The 16,978-nt window shown below is 72.5% G+C and carries 11 protein-coding genes and 2 pseudogenes; 4 read left to right on the top strand and 9 right to left on the bottom strand.

Translation table 11 applies throughout. The features are described from left to right. Nucleotides 1-67 precede the first annotated feature (67 nt). On the top strand, nucleotides 68-2,761 hold the full coding sequence (locus tag J2X68_RS16265; RefSeq protein WP_310433250.1) for a DEAD/DEAH box helicase: 2,694 nt from the start codon (nucleotides 68-70) through the stop codon (nucleotides 2,759-2,761). Between the two features lie 40 nt (nucleotides 2,762-2,801). Here J2X68_RS16265 and J2X68_RS16260 read toward each other — a convergent pair. The 7 genes and pseudogenes from J2X68_RS16260 to ssd form a co-directional block, all read right to left on the bottom strand. Next, nucleotides 2,802-3,116 (bottom strand): annotated as a pseudogene (locus J2X68_RS16260) (Rv3654c family TadE-like protein); the annotation flags it as partial. Between the two features lie 356 nt (nucleotides 3,117-3,472). Continuing rightward, a pseudogene (locus J2X68_RS16255) lies at nucleotides 3,473-3,814 on the bottom strand (TadE family type IV pilus minor pilin); the annotation flags it as partial. A gap of 58 nt (nucleotides 3,815-3,872) precedes the next feature. Then, nucleotides 3,873-4,082, bottom strand: coding sequence for a DUF4244 domain-containing protein (locus J2X68_RS16250; RefSeq protein WP_310433249.1), 210 nt, complete (start codon nucleotides 4,080-4,082; stop codon nucleotides 3,873-3,875). A 262-nt stretch (nucleotides 4,083-4,344) separates the two neighbouring features. Next, nucleotides 4,345-5,139 (bottom strand): type II secretion system F family protein, encoded by a 795-nt coding sequence (locus tag J2X68_RS16245; RefSeq protein WP_310433248.1) that lies wholly within the window; start codon nucleotides 5,137-5,139, stop codon nucleotides 4,345-4,347. Nucleotides 5,140-5,179: 40 nt separating this feature from the next. Further along, nucleotides 5,180-6,046, bottom strand: coding sequence for a type II secretion system F family protein (locus J2X68_RS16240; protein ID WP_310433247.1), 867 nt, complete (start codon nucleotides 6,044-6,046; stop codon nucleotides 5,180-5,182). Then, nucleotides 6,039-7,247, bottom strand: coding sequence for a TadA family conjugal transfer-associated ATPase (locus J2X68_RS16235; RefSeq protein WP_310433246.1), 1,209 nt, complete (start codon nucleotides 7,245-7,247; stop codon nucleotides 6,039-6,041). The genes J2X68_RS16240 and J2X68_RS16235 overlap by 8 nt, the downstream gene beginning before the upstream one ends. Then, nucleotides 7,244-8,356 carry a septum site-determining protein Ssd gene (gene ssd, locus J2X68_RS16230; RefSeq protein WP_310433245.1) on the bottom strand — a complete coding sequence of 371 codons (1,113 nt, stop codon included), beginning with the start codon at nucleotides 8,354-8,356 and terminating at the stop codon, nucleotides 7,244-7,246. The genes J2X68_RS16235 and ssd overlap by 4 nt, the downstream gene beginning before the upstream one ends. A gap of 573 nt (nucleotides 8,357-8,929) precedes the next feature. On the opposite strand from ssd, the gene J2X68_RS16225 reads away from it, so the two are divergent. Continuing rightward, nucleotides 8,930-9,763: an HAD family hydrolase gene (locus J2X68_RS16225; protein WP_310433244.1), complete on the top strand. Its 834-nt coding sequence runs from the start codon at nucleotides 8,930-8,932 to the stop codon at nucleotides 9,761-9,763. 408 nt (nucleotides 9,764-10,171) lie between these two features. On the opposite strand, the gene J2X68_RS16220 is transcribed toward J2X68_RS16225, so the two are convergent. Further along, nucleotides 10,172-10,996, bottom strand: coding sequence for an oxidoreductase (locus tag J2X68_RS16220; RefSeq protein WP_310433243.1), 825 nt, complete (start codon nucleotides 10,994-10,996; stop codon nucleotides 10,172-10,174). A 101-nt stretch (nucleotides 10,997-11,097) separates the two neighbouring features. On the opposite strand from J2X68_RS16220, the gene J2X68_RS16215 reads away from it, so the two are divergent. Further along, nucleotides 11,098-12,078, top strand: coding sequence for an ATP-binding protein (locus J2X68_RS16215; protein ID WP_310433242.1), 981 nt, complete (start codon nucleotides 11,098-11,100; stop codon nucleotides 12,076-12,078). Nucleotides 12,079-12,248: 170 nt separating this feature from the next. On the opposite strand, the gene J2X68_RS16210 is transcribed toward J2X68_RS16215, so the two are convergent. Further along, the gene (locus J2X68_RS16210) at nucleotides 12,249-13,529 is read right to left on the bottom strand and encodes a hypothetical protein (protein ID WP_310433241.1); all 1,281 of its coding nucleotides are present in this window, start codon (nucleotides 13,527-13,529) and stop codon (nucleotides 12,249-12,251) included. A gap of 335 nt (nucleotides 13,530-13,864) precedes the next feature. Between J2X68_RS16210 and J2X68_RS16205 the strand changes: the two genes are divergently transcribed. Continuing rightward, nucleotides 13,865-16,768: a SulP family inorganic anion transporter gene (locus J2X68_RS16205; RefSeq protein ID WP_310433240.1), complete on the top strand. Its 2,904-nt coding sequence runs from the start codon at nucleotides 13,865-13,867 to the stop codon at nucleotides 16,766-16,768. The last annotated feature ends 210 nt before the right edge of the window (nucleotides 16,769-16,978 follow it).

Genomic DNA, 16,978 nt, shown 5'->3' with positions numbered 1-16,978 from the left:
CTTGCTATCGAGCGGTCGCCCCTCGGAACACCTGGGCAGGAGTCCCCGGGACGGTACGCCAGCCGCCATGGCATTCAATCACTTACCGGCAGGCGTGCACGACGCCTTGGCTCCATTGTCCGTCACGCCAGTGACACACTCGGTGCCGATGGCCAAGAATCACCGATCCGATCGATCCTCGTCCGAGGCCGTGCCCCGCCTGCCCCCGGGCGCGGTTCTGGACCGGCTCGCCCCGGGACCGAGCCGGGCATCGCGCATCACTCATACGGAGCACTTGCCCCCGCGTGCGGGCCGCCATGCCGTCTGGCCGGACCGGATTCGCTCCGAGGTCATCGCGGCCGTGCAGGCCTGCGGCATCGAGGACCCGTGGGCCCACCAGGCCCGGGTCGCCGAGCACGCCCTGGACGGCGAGTCGGTGGTCGTCGCCACGGGCACCGCGTCCGGCAAGTCCCTGGCGTACCTCGTCCCGGTCCTCTCGGCCCTCCTGGACGGCTCCGAGGCTCCGAACGGCCGCGGGGCCACCACCCTCTACCTGGCCCCCACCAAAGCCCTGGCAGCGGACCAGTGCCGCTCCGTGAAGGAACTTTCACAACCGCTGGGCAACGCTGTCCGGCCGGCCGTGTACGACGGCGACACCCCGTTCGAGGAGCGGGAGTGGATCCGCCAGTACGCCAACTACGTCCTCACCAACCCGGACATGCTGCACCGCGGGATCCTCCCGTCCCACCCCCGCTGGTCCTCCTTCCTGAAGTCCCTGAAGTACGTCGTCATCGACGAGTGCCACACCTACCGCGGCGTGTTCGGCTCCCACGTCGCCCATGTGCTGCGCCGGCTGCGTCGCCTGTGCGCCCGCTACGGCGCCTCGCCCGTCTTCCTGCTGGCCTCCGCCACGGCCGCCGAACCCGCCGTCGCCGCCGGCCGCCTCACCGGCCTCCCGGTGGTCGAGGTCGCCGACGACGCCTCGCCCCGCGGTGAACTGGTGTTCGCCCTGTGGGAGCCTCCGCTCACCGAGATGGTCGGCGAGAAAGGCGCACCCGTCCGGCGTACCGCCACCGCCGAGACCGCCGATCTGCTCACCGACCTCGCCGTCCAGGGCGTGCGCACCGTCGCCTTCGTCCGCTCCCGGCGGGGCGCCGAGCTGATCGCGGTGATCGCCCAGGAACGCCTCGCCGAGGTCGACCGCTCACTGGCCCGGCGTGTCGCGGCCTACCGCGGCGGCTACCTCCCCGAGGAACGGCGCGCCCTGGAACAGGCCCTGCACTCGGGCGAGCTCCTCGGCCTCGCCGCGACCACCGCCCTGGAGCTCGGCATCGACGTCTCCGGACTCGACGCCGTCCTGATCGCCGGCTACCCGGGCACCCGCGCGTCCCTGTGGCAGCAGGCCGGCCGTGCGGGGCGGGCCGGACAGGGCGCGCTGGCGGTGCTCGTCGCCCGGGACGACCCGCTGGACACCTTCCTGGTCCATCACCCGGAAGCGCTGTTCGACCGCCCGGTGGAGTCGACCGTCCTCGACCCCGACAACCCCTACGTCCTGGCCCCGCACCTGTGCGCGGCGGCCGCGGAACTCCCGCTGACCGACGAGGATCTGGCCCTGTTCGGCCCCGAGGCCGAGGGGCTGATGCTGCAACTGGAGGCCGCGAAGCTGCTGCGCCGCCGGACCAGGGCGTGGCACTGGACCCGCCGGGAACGCGCCGCCGACCTCGCGGACATCCGGGGCGAGGGCGGCCGGCCCGTCCAGGTCGTCGAGGCCGGCACCGGCCGGCTGCTCGGCACGGTCGACGCGGGCTCCTCCCACACCGCCGTCCACGAGGGCGCCGTCCACCTCCACCAGGGCCGCACGTATCTCGTGCGGTCGCTGGACCTGGAGGACTCCGTCGCCCTCGTCGAGGAGGCCAACCCCCCGTACTCGACGGTGGCCCGCGACACGACGTCGATCTCCGTCCTGGAGACGGACGTCGAGATCCCCTGGGGCCAGGGCCGGTTGTGCTACGGCTCCGTCGAGGTCACCAACCAGGTCGTCTCCTTCCTGCGTCGACGTGTCATCACGGGTGAGGTCATGGGCGAGTCGAAGCTCGACCTCCCTCCTCGTACGCTGCGCACACGTGCCGTGTGGTGGACGGTGACCGAGGACCAGCTGGACGCGGCCCGGATCAACCCCGAGATCCTCGGCGGGGCCCTGCACGCCGCCGAACACGCCTCGATCGGCATGCTGCCCCTCTTCGCGACCTGCGACCGCTGGGACATCGGCGGCGTCTCGGTCCCCCTCCACCCCGACACCCTGCTGCCGACGGTCTTCGTCTACGACGGCCATCCCGGCGGCGCGGGCTTCGCGGAGCGGGCCTTCCACACGGCCCGCGCCTGGCTGACGGCCACCCGCCAGGCCATCGCCTCCTGCGAGTGCGACGCCGGCTGCCCGTCCTGCATCCAGTCCCCCAAGTGCGGCAACGGCAACGACCCACTGCACAAGCGAGGAGCCGTACGACTGCTCACGGAACTCCTGCGGGAGGCTCCCGAGGAGACGGCTCGGGAGGCCACGGATCGGCAGGGAACACCTCCGGAGGCGCCAGCCCGGGAAGGGGTGACTCGGGTGGGGGCGCCTCAGGAGGAGCCGGCACCGGAGGAGACGGCTCAAGGTGAGAAGCCCCAGGAGGAGGCGGAGCCGCCGACCGACCCGGAGCGGGGTCCGGAGGCGGGGACGGGTGCGACCGCAGGGGCATCTGCGGGAGCGGCACCACGTCGGCAGGCCCCGCCCGCGCCCTGACCTCGGTCGCGAACAGCCCCCGTCCCGACGCCGCCGTCACGTCCGAGACCTCACCGACGACCACGCACCGCACCAGTCGCGCTCCCTGCGCCCCGGCCACCCGCTCGGCCCGGTCGCAGGCACGCGCGGGGCCGTCCACGGCGTGATCGGCGGCCGCGAGCGCCGCGAGGTCGGCGGCGCCCGCGGCGCGATGCCGGGCCGCCACCGCCTGTCCGAGCGCGAGCAAGATCCCGAACACCACGCACAGCACGGCGATCGCCCCCACACTCCAGACGGTGGCGGAGCCCCGGTCCGTCTCCCCGTCACGTCCTCCGCGGACCCGGGCCCACACGGCCGCCCCGCCTGCACGTGCCATGCCGCTCACGGCAGGTCTCCCGACGACTGCCCGTGCCCGGCGTCCGCCGCCGCCCTTGGAGGGGCGTCCAGCGCGCCTCGTGGGTCTGGGCCATCTGGTGCACGCGGGTGGTCCGGGGCCCCGCGGGGGACGCCTTGCATGCCTTGGCGGTCATCTGCCGCGTCGGTGTGGTCCGGCGCGCCTCGGGGGGCCTCTGAGGCGCGGGCACCACCCGGCACGCCCTGAGCCTTCTCCGCCCCTCCCACGGCCGTCTCAGCCGCCCCTGTGGCGTCCCCTGCGGTCTTCTCCTTCGTCTCCGAGGCCTTCTCGGTCGCCCTCGCGGTGTCCTCGGTCGTCCCCGCGGTCGGCTCCGTCGCCCCTACGCCCTCCTCCGCCGCCGCGACGGCCTCCTCCCGTACCTCGAAAGGGAGGCCACGCAGCGCCGGCGGCCGGGCCACGACCACGACACGGACCTGGTCGCCCTCCCTGCTGACCGTCACCTCCGCTCCGCGCGGCGCCGTCGCGCGGGTCACCTCCAGGACCGCGTCGGCCGGATCCTGCCGGGCCGCCGCGCGGGCGCCGGTCCTCGCCGCGTCCACACACCGGATCTGGGCCGCCATCACCAACAGCCCCCACACCAGCGCCGTCGCGAACACCACCAGCACCGGCAGCACCACGGCCGACTCCGCCGTCACGAACCCCCGGTCCCCGGCGCACACCCACCGGCTCGCGCGCCGAGGCTGCCGTCCACGGCCCCGTGGGCGTCCCCGTCCGCGCTCACGCCCCCGCACTGAGTGCCCGCTTCACGATGGCCTGGAGCTGAGCCGCGACCACCTCGCTCGTCACCACCTGGTAGAGGAGCACCGCGAATCCCACGGCCGCCACGATCCCCATCGCGTACTCGGACGTCACCATCCCCGCGTCATCGCGCGCCGCACGCATCCTGCACACCAGGGCGCTCAGCCTCGCCCACACCGCTTTGTACATCTCAACCCCCGTGAGGTTCCGTTGCGTTGATCTCTGTTCTGGTTCTGGTTCTGTTTCTGGTCTGGTTCTGTTTCTGGTCTGGTTCTGCTTCTGGCGCCGGTTCGGTCCTGCTTCTCAGGGGTCCTTCGACCACTCGCCGCTCAGCCGCTCAGCCGGTCAGCCGGTCAGCCGGTCAGCCGCCCGATGGTCTATGGCCGACGGCAGGCTCTTCGCCGCCTGTGCACCCGAGCCGTCACCCTCGGTGTTCACGTCGTCCGCGCCCTCATCGACCACCTCCTCCCAGCACCCCGCCCGCGAGCCCGATGACGATGGGCAGCACACCCACCGCGATGAAGGCGGGCAGGAAGCACAGCCCCACCGGCACGGTGACCATGACGGCCGCCCGCCGGGCCCGGGTCGTCGCGGCGCGCGTCCAGTCGGCTCGGGTGTCGGCGGCGAGCCGGGCGACCGGTCCGGCGGCGGGCAGTCCCGAGACGTCGGCCCGCTCCAGCAACCTGGCCAGGCCCGCGGCACCCGGTATCGACGCCAACCTCCGCCAGGCGATGGCCGGTTCACCGCCCAACCGCACCTCGGCCGCGCCACGCGCCAGCCCCTCCCCCACGGGACCACCCAGCGCCTCCCCCACGGCCTGCGCCGCGATCACGGGACCGGCTCCGGCGGCGATGCATGCGGCCAGCAGGTCTGCCGCGAGCGGGAGTTGGCGCGCGGCGAGCCGGCTCTCCACCTCGTTCATCGCGTCCGCGCCCACCGCCGCCTGTTGCCGACGGCGCCAACGACCCAGTCCCGCCGCACCGATCAGCCCCAGGACGAGACCGGCGACACCACCGACCAGGATCCATCCGGCACCGACCACCAGGACGTCGGGAAGCCACCGCCGTACCGTCTTCCACAGCCCGGCCCCTCGGACGGTCGCCGCCCGATCCGATACGAGCAGCTCGGTCACGCGCCGCCGTGCCCAGCGTCGGCGTGACGCGGTCTCCCACCACCGCGTCAGCCCCCAGAAGGCCGTCACGATCCCCACGGCCGCCCCCAGCCTGTGGACAACTTCCGCACTCATGGCTGCTCCGTCCACATCGCCCGCCTCCCTCTCGTCGTCCTCACGTCGCCGCCGCGTGGCGGACGATCCGCAGGGCCCACCACGTCCCCACGCCCTCCAGCACTCCGCCGACGAGCAGGCAGCCCAGCCCGGCTCCGGTGTGCAGCAGGACATGCAGCGGGTCCGCCCCGAGCGCGGCGCCCAGCAGAAGGCCCAGGACCGGCAGACCGGCGAGCATCACCACCGTGGTGCGCGGTCCGGACAACTGGGCCCGCAGATCCGCACGTTGATCGCGTTCCGCACGCAATGCGGCTTCCAGCCGGTCGAGTCCGGCGGCGAGACCGGCGCCCTGGTCCACCGCCACGCGCCAGCACGCGGCGAGTCCGAGCAGGCCGTCGGCACCCGGTTGCCGGGCGGCGGCCGCGAGCGCCGTGGGCACGTCCCCGCCGAACCGTGCCGCCGCCAGCACCGCGGGCTGCGCCGCGCCCAGGCCCCCGGAGTCCTGGGCGGCCCGCCGCAACGCCTCCCCCGGCTGCCGCCCGGCGAGCACCTCCCCGGCCAGCGCCGCGCACAGCGCGATGACCGCGTCCCCCCGGCGCTCCCCCGCGCGCCGGATCTCGGCGGCGCGCCGCGCCCGGCGCAGCAGGGGCACCCCGGCCGCCCCCGCGACGACCGGCAGCACCGAACCCCCCAGCACCGCCAGGACGAGGCCGGCGACCGGCGCCCACCACTCGGGTCGCCAGCGTCCACGGAGCCTGCGGAGTTCGCCGGTGAGCTGCCGCCAGGACGGGGGCCCGCTGCCCGCCGCGCCGCCGCCGGCCAGGAGCAACTGCGCCCGCCTGGCCCCCGGGTGGTGTCCGCCCAGCAGCCAGGCCGCCGCTCCGGCACAGGCCACGGCCGCGGCCGCGGCCATCGGCATCTCACTCATCACGCCCGCCCGTCCCTTCGTTCCCCTCGCCCCGCAGGAGCTCTTGGAGCCGCTCCCATCCCCGCTCACGGGCGAAGGCGTCCGCCCGCCACCGCAGCGCCGGCACGGTCCGCACCAGCCCGGACGGGTCCCGCTCCAGCACGTGCACCTCGGCGATCCGCCGCCGCCCGGCGGGATCGCGCACGAGATGCAGCACCACCGACAGGGCCGCCGCCAACTGGCTGTGCAGCGCGGTCCGATCGAGCCCGGCCGCCGTGCCGAGGGCCTCGAGCCGGGCGGGGACGTCCGCCGCGGCATTGGCGTGGACGGTCCCGCAGCCGCCCTCGTGGCCCGTGTTGAGCGCGGCCAGCAGATGGACCACCTCCGGCCCGCGCACCTCTCCCACGACCATCCGGTCGGGCCGCATCCGCAGGGCCTGCCGTACCAGGTCCTCCAGCGTGACCAGCCCTGCTCCTTCCTGGTTGGCGGGTCTGGTCTCCAGGCGGACGACGTGCGGGTGATCCGGTCGCAGTTCCGCCGAGTCCTCGGCGAGCACGATCCGCTCCCCCGGCCCGACCAGGCCGAGCAGCGCGCTCAGCAGGGTCGTCTTGCCGCTGCCGGTGCCGCCGCTGACCAGGAAGGACAGCCGCGCCCGCATCAGGTCCCGCAGCACCCTGTCCCCGCCCGGCGGCACGGTGCCCGCGGCCACCAGCTCGCCGAGCGTGAACGCCCGGGGCCGTACGACGCGCAGCGACAGGCAGGTGCATCCGACGGCGACCGGGGGCAGCACCGCGTGCAGGCGGGTCCCGTCGGGCAGCCGGGCGTCTGCCCAGGGCCGCGCGTCGTCCAGGCGCCGTCCGGCCACGGCGGCCAGACGCTGCGCGAGGCGCCGTACGGCGGCCGCGTCGGGGAAGGAGACGCCGGTCAGCTCCAGGCCGCCGCCGCGGTCGACCCAGACCCGGTCGGGCGCGGACACCAGGACGTCGGTCACTCTCGGGTCGGTGAGCAATGGCTCCAGCGGCCCGCTGCCGATCAGTTCGGACCGCAGTTGCTCGGCCGCGCCGAGGACCTCCGCGTCCCCCAGGACCCGCCCCTGCTCGCGGAGTGCCTGCGCCACGCGCGCGGGTGTCGGTTCGGCCCCGCTGTCGGCGAGCCACTGCCGTACGCCGTCGAGGAGTGTCCCGGATCCTTTCGCCCGTTCGAGGGCGGCCGGCGTGCTCATGAGCCACCCGCCTCGGTGAGCGCGCGCTCCCAGAACTCCTTGCAGAAGCGGGCGAGCGGCCCGCGCGCGGTCGCCCCGGGGGGCGCCTTGCCGCCGTCCGGGCGGAGGAGCCCCGGCTCGACGGGCACCTCGCCGGCCAACGGCAGGCCGAGCAGTCGGGCGACCTCGCTGTCGTCGAGTCCGGGGGCGTAGGGGCCGCGGACCGCCACCCGCAGGTCGCGCAGCACCATGCCGACGGCGGAGGCCACGCGCTTGCCGGCCGCGACGGCGCGCAGTTCGGCGGGGACCACGAGGAGCCCGAGGTCGAGCTGGGCGAGGATCTCGGCGACGCCGTCGTCGATCCGGCGCGGGAGGTCGACGACGACCGTGCCGCCCCGGCGCCGGGCCGCCGCCAGCACCGCGCGTACGGCCTGGGGCGCGATGGCCACGCAGTCGCCGCGGTCCCAGCTGAGCACCCGCAGCGAGTGCAGCCTGGGCAGCGATTCCTCCAGAGCGCCGCCGCCGACCCTCCCGCGCGAGGCGGCGAACGCGGGCCAGCGCAGGCCCTCCGCGCTCTCGCCGCCGAGGAGGACGTCGAGTCCGCCGCCGAGCGGATCGGCGTCGACCAGCAGGGTGCGCAGCCCTTCTCGCGCGGAGGTGACGGCGAGGGCGCACGCGAGCGTGGACGCTCCGGCGCCGCCGCGGCCGCCGATGACGCCGACGGTGAGCGCGGGCCGTCCGACGCCCTCGGCGACGTCGGCGATGCGGTCGACCAGCCACTGTTCGCCGTCCGGCAGCATCAGGACGTGGTCGGCGCCGATCTCCACGGCGCGTTGCCACACCCCGGAGTCGTCCTGGTCGCGCCCGACGAGGACGACTCCGCGCCTGCGGGCGGCCCCGCGGACCCGGCGTGCCGCGTCGTCGCCGACCAGGACGAGCGGCGCCGACTCCCAACTCCCCCGGCGGTCCGGCACCGAGTGGTGCACCTCCGGTGTGGCGCCCGCGGCGGCGCACAGGCGCAGCAGATCGTCGAGGAGTTCCGCGTCCTCCGTGACGATCAGTGGCTTGCCCGGTCCGCCTCCGGTCGTGGGCGGCGGGTCGTGTGTGACGGCTCCGGTCACGATTTCCATCCCCCTTCACTGCGGGGCGCGCAGTCGCTGCGGTCCCGCGATTCCCGAACGTGTGAAGAACCGGCAGCCGGTCTCCATATGAACGGCCGACAGAATCCGGCCGAACGCCCCCGGCAAACGGAACCGGCCGTGTGAAGCCGGCCCGGAGCGGACGCGTTGGAATCACCGTGCGGCTAGCCCGGAAATCATGTGGATCTTGGTGGAAAACTGTGGACAAGCGAGTGGTTGTGAATATCGCCGTCACCCATACCGGTGAGCCCCGCACCATCTGCTGTGCGACTTCCGCAGAGGAGTCCGACGACTACGCACGGTGACCAGGAGCGGGCAGACGAAAGAGGCGGCCGAGGCCGCCTCGATGCGGCGCAACGGCCGCGTGCAGAACCTGAAAACCCGCCCGGACATGCGACGACCCCCGCCGGGGGGGAGAGCGGGGGTCGCCTTCACGGCCGACTCGGGGGGGGAGGAGTCGGACCGCGTTAGCACGGTCGCGAACGATCCGTGACTTCCATGGTGTACCCGAGAGCCTTCTCAGGCAAACCCACGCGCCCACCTTACGCCGAATGGGCTGCCCCTATGCTCATGGTTGTGGAAAACCACTCCTTGCCCCGCACAGCGGCCTTCTTTGACCTGGACAAGACGGTCATTGCGAAGTCGAGCACGCTCACCTTCAGCAAGTCCTTCTACCAAGGCGGTCTGATCAACCGCAGGGCCGCCCTGCGGACCGCATACGCCCAGTTCGTCTTCCTCGTGGGCGGTATGGACCACGACCAGATGGAACGGACCCGCGAGTACCTGTCCGCCCTCGTGCGCGGCTGGAACGTCCAACAGGTGAAGGAGATCGTGGCCGAGACCCTTCACGACCTCATCGACCCCCTGATCTACGACGAGGCGGCCTCCCTGATCGAGGAGCACCACACGGCGGGCCGTGACGTCGTGATCGTGTCCACGTCGGGCGCCGAGGTGGTGGAACCGATCGGCGAACTGCTCGGCGCGGACCGCGTGGTCGCCACCCGCATGGTCGTGGGCGAGGACGGCTGCTTCACCGGCGAGGTGGAGTACTACGCCTACGGCCCGACCAAGGCGGAGGCGATCAAGGAACTGGCCGAGTCGGAGGGGTACGACCTCTCGCGCTGCTACGCCTACAGCGACTCGGCGACCGACCTTCCGATGCTGCAGGAGGTGGGTCACCCACACGCCGTGAACCCGGACCGCGCCCTGCGGCGCGAGGCCGTCGCCCGCGGGTGGCCGATTCTCGACTTCCACCGGCCGGTGCGCCTCAAGCAGCGGATTCCCTCGTTCTCCGTACCGCCCCGCCCCGCGCTCGTCGCGGCCGCGGCGATAGGAGCGGCCGCGGCCACCGCGGGCCTGGTCTGGTACGCGAACCGACGCCGGGCGGCAGCCGTCTGAACGGGGACCCGCGCGTAACGACCGCCCCTCAGGGGTGACCGTTTGGAACCCGTTTGGGAGCAAAAGCAAAGAACTGATGCCACCACTTCCGCTTGTCGGGGTCCAGGAGTACAAAGGACGTATCGGCCCGCGAGACCAAGGACATCCGAGAGGATCACCTTAATAACGCATTTGGCCCCACGGACCGCGCATGACCACTGGGCACCCACGCGACGTCGACCCGTCGATTACGGGCCAGCCGCACCAGGTCACGGGCAAAGTTCCCGGCCTGATGGGCAATATATCGAGGACGCTTGGTAACCGGGTGAGCATGCCAGCGGCGGTACGAGAACTCGTACCGCCGCAACCCTTTGCAGGGCCCCCGAAAGGGGGCCTTTTCCCTACCCGGGCTTCACGCGCGCGTGCGGCTCACGCCGCCCCGCGCTGAAGCGCCTCGCACACCGCCGTCGACTCGCGGGCGCCCAGTTCGACCGCCCTGCCGCAGTGCGCGATCCAGGCCGCCATGCCGTCGGGGGTCCCGGAGACATAGCCGTCCAGGGCCGCCAGATAGGCCGCCCGTCCCAGTTCGGCGTGCCCCACCTCGGCCGGGCAGACCGACTTGGGGTCGAGGCCGCTGCCGATCAGGACGATGCGCTCGGCGGCCCGGGCGACCAGGCCGTTATGGGAGGTGAACGGGCGCAGGGCGAGCAGCTCGCCATGGACGACGGAGGCGGTCACCAGGGCGGGCGCGGAGCCTCCCGCGATGATCAGCTCGGACAGCCCCTCGAGGCGGCCGGCCACCTCGGCGGCGTCCGGCAGCGGCAGCTCGATCAGCGGCTCGTCGACCGACTCGCCCGCCTGGCGCGGACGTCCGACCTCGTCATCGCTGGTCGCCGCGGCCACCAGATGGAGCCGTGCCAGCACCCGCAGCGGCGACTGGCGCCAGATGGACAGCAGCTGGCCCGCCTCGGCGGACAGCCGCAGCGCTGCACCCATGACGCGGGCCTCGTCGTCGGCGCCGAAGTCGGTGCGGCGGCGCACCTCTTCCAGCGCCCAGTCCGCGCCGGACAGGGCCGCCGAGCCACGGGCTCCGCGCAATGCGGCCTCGGAGGTGATCTCGTTGCTGCGGCGGCGCATGACGCGGTGGCCGTAGACCCGGTCCACGGCCTTGCGCATGGTCTCGACGGACTCGGCCACACCGGGCAGGGAACCCAGGGCCGCGAGCGGATCGGCGGACGCGCCTGTCGTACTCATGAGTACGACCCTACGCAACCAGCGCGCGCACCCCACGAAGGAGTGGTCTTCTTCACGCACGCCTGCCACCCACGGCTATCGCGCCACTACCCTTGGTGAACATGAAAATTGCTTTCGTCGGGAAGGGCGGCAGCGGCAAGACCACCCTGTCCTCCCTGTTCATCCGCCACCTCGTCGCCGACGGCGCGCCCGTGATCGCGGTCGACGCGGACATCAACCAACATCTGGGGCCCGCCCTCGGCCTCGACGAGGCGGAGGCCGCCGGACTGCCCGCCATGGGCGACCGACTGCCGCTGATCAAGGAATACCTGCGCGGCACCAACCCCCGCGTCGGCTCCGCCGAGACGATGATCAAGACCACGCCGCCCGGCGGGGGCTCCCGGTTGCTGCGGGTGTGCGAGGACAATCCGGTGTACGACGCCTGCGCCCGGCCGGTGGAACTCGACGGCGGCGCCGTCCGTTTGATGGTCACGGGACCCTTCACGGACGCCGACCTCGGGGTCTCCTGTTACCACTCGAAGACGGGAGCGGTGGAGCTGTGCCTGAACCACCTGGTGGACGGCCCTGACGAGTACGTCGTGGTCGACATGACCGCGGGCTCGGACTCCTTCGCCTCCGGCATGTTCACCCGCTTCGACGTCACGTTCCTCGTCGCCGAGCCGACCCGGAAGGGGGTCTCCGTCTATCGCCAGTACAAGGAGTACGCCCGCGACTTCGGCGTCGAGCTGAAGGTCGTCGGCAACAAGGTGCAGGGCCAGGACGACGTCGAATTCCTGCACGCCGAGGTCGGGGACGATCTGCTCGTGACGGTCGGCCACTCGGACTGGGTGCGCGCCATGGAGAAGGGCCGGCCGCCCCGGTTCTCGTTCCTGGAGGACACCAACCGCACCGCGCTTCGCCTGCTCCGGACGACCGTCGACTCGGCGTACGCCAGGCGCGACTGGGAGCGCTACACACGGCAGATGGTGCACTTCCATCTGAAGAACGCCGAGTCCTGGGGCAATGAACGCACCGGGGTCGACCTGGCGGCGCAGGTCGACCCCGGATTCGTCCTCGGCGAAAGCCTCACGGCCTCCGTGTGACGGGTGCCGCGCACCGGCTTTCCCGGGGGACAAGGTCCCAGCTGCCGCCCGACGGGTTCTGCCGGTGACGGTTGCCGTCGGATCCCCGACCGCCTCGGGTCCCCGATCCTGTCCGGTCACCGATCGCCGTCGGGGCGCCATCCGGCTGCGGCACCCGTCGGTCCGAGCGCCTACTGCCTGACCGCGGGAGCCCCGGGCACACCCTTCGGGGCCGGGGCGGGGCCGCCGGACAGGAAGGACGACCAGCCCGGCTTCGGGGACTCGCCGACCTCCAGCGTGCGCAGCTTGGCCAGGACGTTCGGGTCCTGGGCGTCCAGCCAGTCGGCGAGCTGGCGGAAGGACACGCAGCGCACGTCCGGCTTGTTGCAGACGTTCTCGACGACCTCCTCGACGGCGCGCATGTACGTGCCGCCGTTCCAGGACTCGAAGTGGTTGCCGATGATCAGCGGCGCCCGGTTGCCGTAGTAGGCCCGGTCGAAGCCCTTGAGCAGGCCGTCACGCATCTGGTGACCCCAGAACTCGCGCTTGTCGGGGTCGCCCTGGCTGGAGGTGCCGGACTGGTTGACCATGAAGTTGTAGTCCATGGTGAGCTGCTCGTAGGAGTGGCCGGGGAACGGCACGAGCTGCATCGACAGGTCCCACAGGCCCTGCTTCTTGCCGGGCCACACCTGGTTGTTGACGCCACTGGTGTCGTAGCGGAAGCCCAGTTCGCGGGCGGCCTTCATGAAGTTCTTCTGGCCCTCGAGGCAAGGGGTGCGGGCGCCGATGAGTTCCTTGTCGTAGTCGAAGGGCAGCGGCGACGCGTCCTTCAGGCCGGTGTTGGTCTTCCAGGTCTTCACGAACTGCTTGGCCTGGCCGATCTCCTCCTTCCACTCCTCGACCGACCACTCGCCGACGCCGCCGTTCTTCCCGCAGAAGTGGCCGTTGAAGTGGGTGCCGATCTCGTTGCCCTCCAGCCACGCCAGGCGCAGCTGCTTCACGGTGTCGGCGATGCCCTGCTCGTCGTTGAAGCCGATGTCGGAGCGGCCCGGCGAGTGCTGCGGCGGCTTGTACAGGTCGGCCTTCTCCTCCGGCAGCATGTACACGCCGCTGAGGAAGTACGTCATCGTCGCGTGGTTGTCCTTGGACACCTGGCGGAAGTGGGAGAACAGCTTCTGGCTGTCCTCGCCCGCGCCGTCCCAGGAGAAGACCACGAACTGCGGCGGCTTCTCGCCCGTCTTCAGGCGCTCGGGGCGGGGCAGGTGGGGCTGTGCCCCGGTGTACGCGGTCGAGCCGTCGCCGATCAGGCGGACGACGCTCTTGGGGGCCGGCACCGGTTTGGCCTTCTGCGGGCCCGGCACCCCCTCCCCCGATCCGTCTGACCCCCCGGTTCCCGTCGCGCAACCGGCGAGCGATGCGGCGACAGCCGCGGCGGCTACTGCGCCGACGGCGATCCTCTGGGTGGCGGCCATCTTCCGCCCACCTTCTTCCTTCTCTCGGCCAACGCCGACGAGGGCGTTCTCTGGTGACGCGCCGGGACGAGCCGGCAGCGCCGTCAAGGTCGCATGGAGTCGAGAAGGAATTAGTACGACAAGCCGATAAAAAGGCCACTTCACTCTCGGGGGTGATTAGCTGCCCCATTTGCCGCAAAAATTCAGGCTTGGCCTTTACTCTGCATTACGATCTATTTACCGAGCGTTGATTTTTCATCCCGCCGCTGCACGCCGTGACCCACGGCCGCGACCGCCCCCGCCCAACGGGGGACCACATGTTCCGCGACCGCGCTGCCCCGGAGGAGACGGGAACCATGTCCGCCTGCGCCCCCACCCGCACCGATCACTCGACGCACACCCACCAGGTCCACCCGCCGCACAGCCCCCCACCGGCCCCGCACCGCCGCTTCCACATCGCGGGCGCGGACGTGTCGGCCTCGATCGCGGTCTTCCTGATCGCCCTGCCCCTGTCCCTCGGCATCGCCCTCGCCACCGGCGCGCCGCTCCAGGCGGGCCTCGTGGCCGCCGCCGTGGGCGGGATCGTCGCCGGACGGGTCGGCGGCGCGCCACTCCAGGTCAGCGGCCCCGCAGCCGGACTGACCGTGGTCACCGCCGAACTCATCCAGCGCTACGGCTGGCGGACGACATGCGCCATCACGGTCCTCGCCGGGCTCGCCCAGCTGGGCCTCGGCTGTCTGCGCGTGGCGCGCACCGCCCTCGCCGTCAGTCCCGCCATCGTGCACGGCATGCTCGCCGGCATCGGCGTCACCATCGCCGTCGCCCAGCTGCACATCGTCCTCGGCGGCACCCCGCAGAGTTCGGTCCTCGACAATCTCCGCGCCCTGCCCGCCCAGTTGGCCGGACTGCAGCCGGCGGCCGTGGCCGTGAGCGCGCTGACCCTGACGCTGCTGCTGCTCTGGCCGCGCATCCCCGGCCGGATGGGCCGCCTGGCCCAGAGAGTGCCCGCCGCACTCGTCGCCGTCACCGGCGCCACCGCCACCGCCGCCCTCGCGGGCCTCACCCTGCCCAAGGTGGACCTGCCGTCCTGGAGCAGCCACGCGCTGGCGGGGCTGCCCGAGGGACCGGTGCTCGGGCTCCTGGCCGCGGTCCTCACCACCACCCTCGTGTGCAGCGTGCAGTCGCTGCTCGGTGCGGTCGCCGTGGACAAGCTGATCGCCTCGCGGCCGGACCTGCTCAGCGTCCGCTCCACCCGTGTCGGCCGCTCCGATCTGGACCGGGAGCTGCTGGGCCAGGGCGCGGCCAACATCGTCTCCGGAGCCCTCGGCGGGCTGCCGGTCGCGGGGGTGGCCGTGCGCAGTTCGGCAAATGTCCAAGCCGGTGCCGTGAGCCGGAACTCGACGATGCTGCACGGCGTTCTCGTAGTAGTCGCCGCGTTGCTGATGGTCCCGATCCTGGATCTCATCCCGCTCGCCTCACTCGCCGCCCTGGTGATGGCCGTCGGCATCCAGATGGTCTCCCTGCACCACATTCGCACGGTGACCCGCCACCGCGAGGTGCTGGTGTACGCCGTCACCACCCTCGGGGTGGTCGTCCTCGGCGTCCTGGAGGGCGTGACGCTCGGCATCGCCGTGGCCGTGGCCGTCGCCCTGCACCGCCTCGCCCGCACCCGGATCACGCACCACGAGAAGGAAGGAGTCCATCACGTACACGTCAGAGGCCAGTTGACGTTCCTCGCCGTGCCGCGGCTGAGCCGCATCCTGCACCTCGTACCCCAGGCCACCCCGGTCGTCGTCGAGCTGGACGGCTCCTTCATGGACCACGCGGCGTACGAAGCCCTGCAGGACTGGCAGAAGACGCATACGGCCCGCGGTGGCTCCGTCGAGCTGACCGGCCGCCGCTCCGGCACGGCGCTCGACACCGGACACGACATCGAGGCGGACGCCGAAGCAGGTCCCGGCGGCTCTCGCAGCTCCCGCACCGGTACCGACACCTCCTCCGGCACCGGCGACGCTGGTGGAGACCCGACCACTGCCCCCGCTCCGGAACCCGTTCGCGCCGGCGAGGTTCCGATCGCGGACTGCCGCTGCCGCCCCTGGACGCCCTGGCGCAACCACCAGTGCGAAGTCCCCCGGGCAACCACACAGACACCACAGACACCACCGGCGACGCAGCCACAGACGTCGGCACAGACACAGACACAGACACCGGCACAGACACCGGCACCGGCACCGGCACCGGCACCGGCACCGGCCCAACAGGCAATGCAGCAAGCAGGATCGACCGGTGACGACGCCCCGGGGGCAGCGACCACGACAGCTACGCCCGGCGCAGCCCGGAGGAGGGACACGACAGAGACGAAGGAATCAGCCACGTCGGGAGAGCCGGGGCCGCCGGCCCAACCGCCCCGGCCTGGCCGGCCGAACCAGGAAGGCCAGGAGAACCAGGAAGGCCGACCGGGCCAGGAAGGCCGACCGGGTCAGGAAAACCAGCCGGGTCAGGAAGACCACCCGGACCGGGGAGCCCGGGCCGGCCAAGGGCGGCAGTCGGTCCAGGACGGGCAGTCAGGTGCGGCCGTCGAGCCGGGCGGGCATCAGCTGGTGCGTGGCATCAGCGCGTTCCAGCGCAACACCGCGCCGCTGGTCCGGGGTGAGCTGGCGCGACTGGCCCGGGAGGGACAGCGGCCCACACAGCTCTTCCTCACCTGCGCCGACTCCCGGCTGGTCACGTCGATGATCACCTCCAGTGGTCCGGGCGACCTGTTCGTCGTGCGCAACGTCGGCAACCTCGTGCCGCCGCCCGGCGAGGAGAGCGGGGACGACTCGGTGGCGGCCGCGATCGAGTACGCGGTGGACGTGCTGGAGGTGCGGTCCATCACGGTCTGCGGGCACTCCGGGTGCGGTGCCATGCAGGCGCTGCTGGGCGCCGAACCGGGCGGCACGCGGACCCCGTTGCAGCGGTGGCTGCGGCACGGTGTGCCGAGTCTGGAGCGGATGGCCGACGACGGCCGTGCACACGTCCGGCTGGCCGGGCGGGCGCCGGTGGACGCGGTCGAGCAGCTCTGCCTGACCAACGTGGTCCAGCAGTTGGAGCATCTGCGGGCCCACGAGTCGGTGACCCGGGCGCTGCGGAGCGGGACGCTGGAGCTGCACGGGCTGTACTTCCACGTGGGTGAGGCACAGACGTACCTGCTCACCGAGGCGGCCTCGGACGACGGCGCGCTGTTCGGCCACGTGGGCGAGGCGGACGTGTCGGCCTGACCGGCGCGACGGCTCTCGACGAAGCGCCGGAGCGGGCGGGGATGTGAAAGGCGTTACACCGGCTGAACTCCGTCCGCTCCGTGTCCGTGGGTACGGATGTCCCCTGGGTCGCCCCGGGGGACGGCCTCCGGCCGCCGTGAACGGGGCCGGGAAGCGACGGCCCCTACAGGTCTAAACCAATTTTTGGTCGGGCCTTGTCACCGGACCCCT

It is taken from the genome of Streptomyces sp. 3330 (assembly GCF_031456635.1).
In the GTDB taxonomy this organism is placed as follows: domain Bacteria; phylum Actinomycetota; class Actinomycetes; order Streptomycetales; family Streptomycetaceae; genus Streptomyces.
The sequence above is the reverse complement of the archived record's forward strand: the minus strand, read 5'-3'. Positions and strand labels throughout refer to the sequence as shown.

What these genes read in the sequence shown, in the direction of transcription:
- J2X68_RS16210 (WP_310433241.1), bottom strand. Translation starts at nt 13,529, where the DNA reads ATGGCCGCCACCCAGAGGATCGCCGTCGGCGCAGTAGCCGCCGCGGCT.
- J2X68_RS16240 (WP_310433247.1), bottom strand. Translation starts at nt 6,046, where the DNA reads ATGAGTGAGATGCCGATGGCCGCGGCCGCGGCCGTGGCCTGTGCCGGA.
- J2X68_RS16235 (WP_310433246.1), bottom strand. Translation starts at nt 7,247, where the DNA reads ATGAGCACGCCGGCCGCCCTCGAACGGGCGAAAGGATCCGGGACACTC.
- J2X68_RS16250 (WP_310433249.1), bottom strand. Translation starts at nt 4,082, where the DNA reads ATGTACAAAGCGGTGTGGGCGAGGCTGAGCGCCCTGGTGTGCAGGATG.
- J2X68_RS16245 (WP_310433248.1), bottom strand. Translation starts at nt 5,139, where the DNA reads ATGAGTGCGGAAGTTGTCCACAGGCTGGGGGCGGCCGTGGGGATCGTG.
- J2X68_RS16205 (WP_310433240.1), top strand. Translation starts at nt 13,865, where the DNA reads ATGTCCGCCTGCGCCCCCACCCGCACCGATCACTCGACGCACACCCAC.
- J2X68_RS16265 (WP_310433250.1), top strand. Translation starts at nt 68, where the DNA reads ATGGCATTCAATCACTTACCGGCAGGCGTGCACGACGCCTTGGCTCCA.
- J2X68_RS16220 (WP_310433243.1), bottom strand. Translation starts at nt 10,996, where the DNA reads ATGAGTACGACAGGCGCGTCCGCCGATCCGCTCGCGGCCCTGGGTTCC.
- ssd (WP_310433245.1), bottom strand. Translation starts at nt 8,356, where the DNA reads ATGGAAATCGTGACCGGAGCCGTCACACACGACCCGCCGCCCACGACC.
- J2X68_RS16225 (WP_310433244.1), top strand. Translation starts at nt 8,930, where the DNA reads ATGCTCATGGTTGTGGAAAACCACTCCTTGCCCCGCACAGCGGCCTTC.
- J2X68_RS16215 (WP_310433242.1), top strand. Translation starts at nt 11,098, where the DNA reads ATGAAAATTGCTTTCGTCGGGAAGGGCGGCAGCGGCAAGACCACCCTG.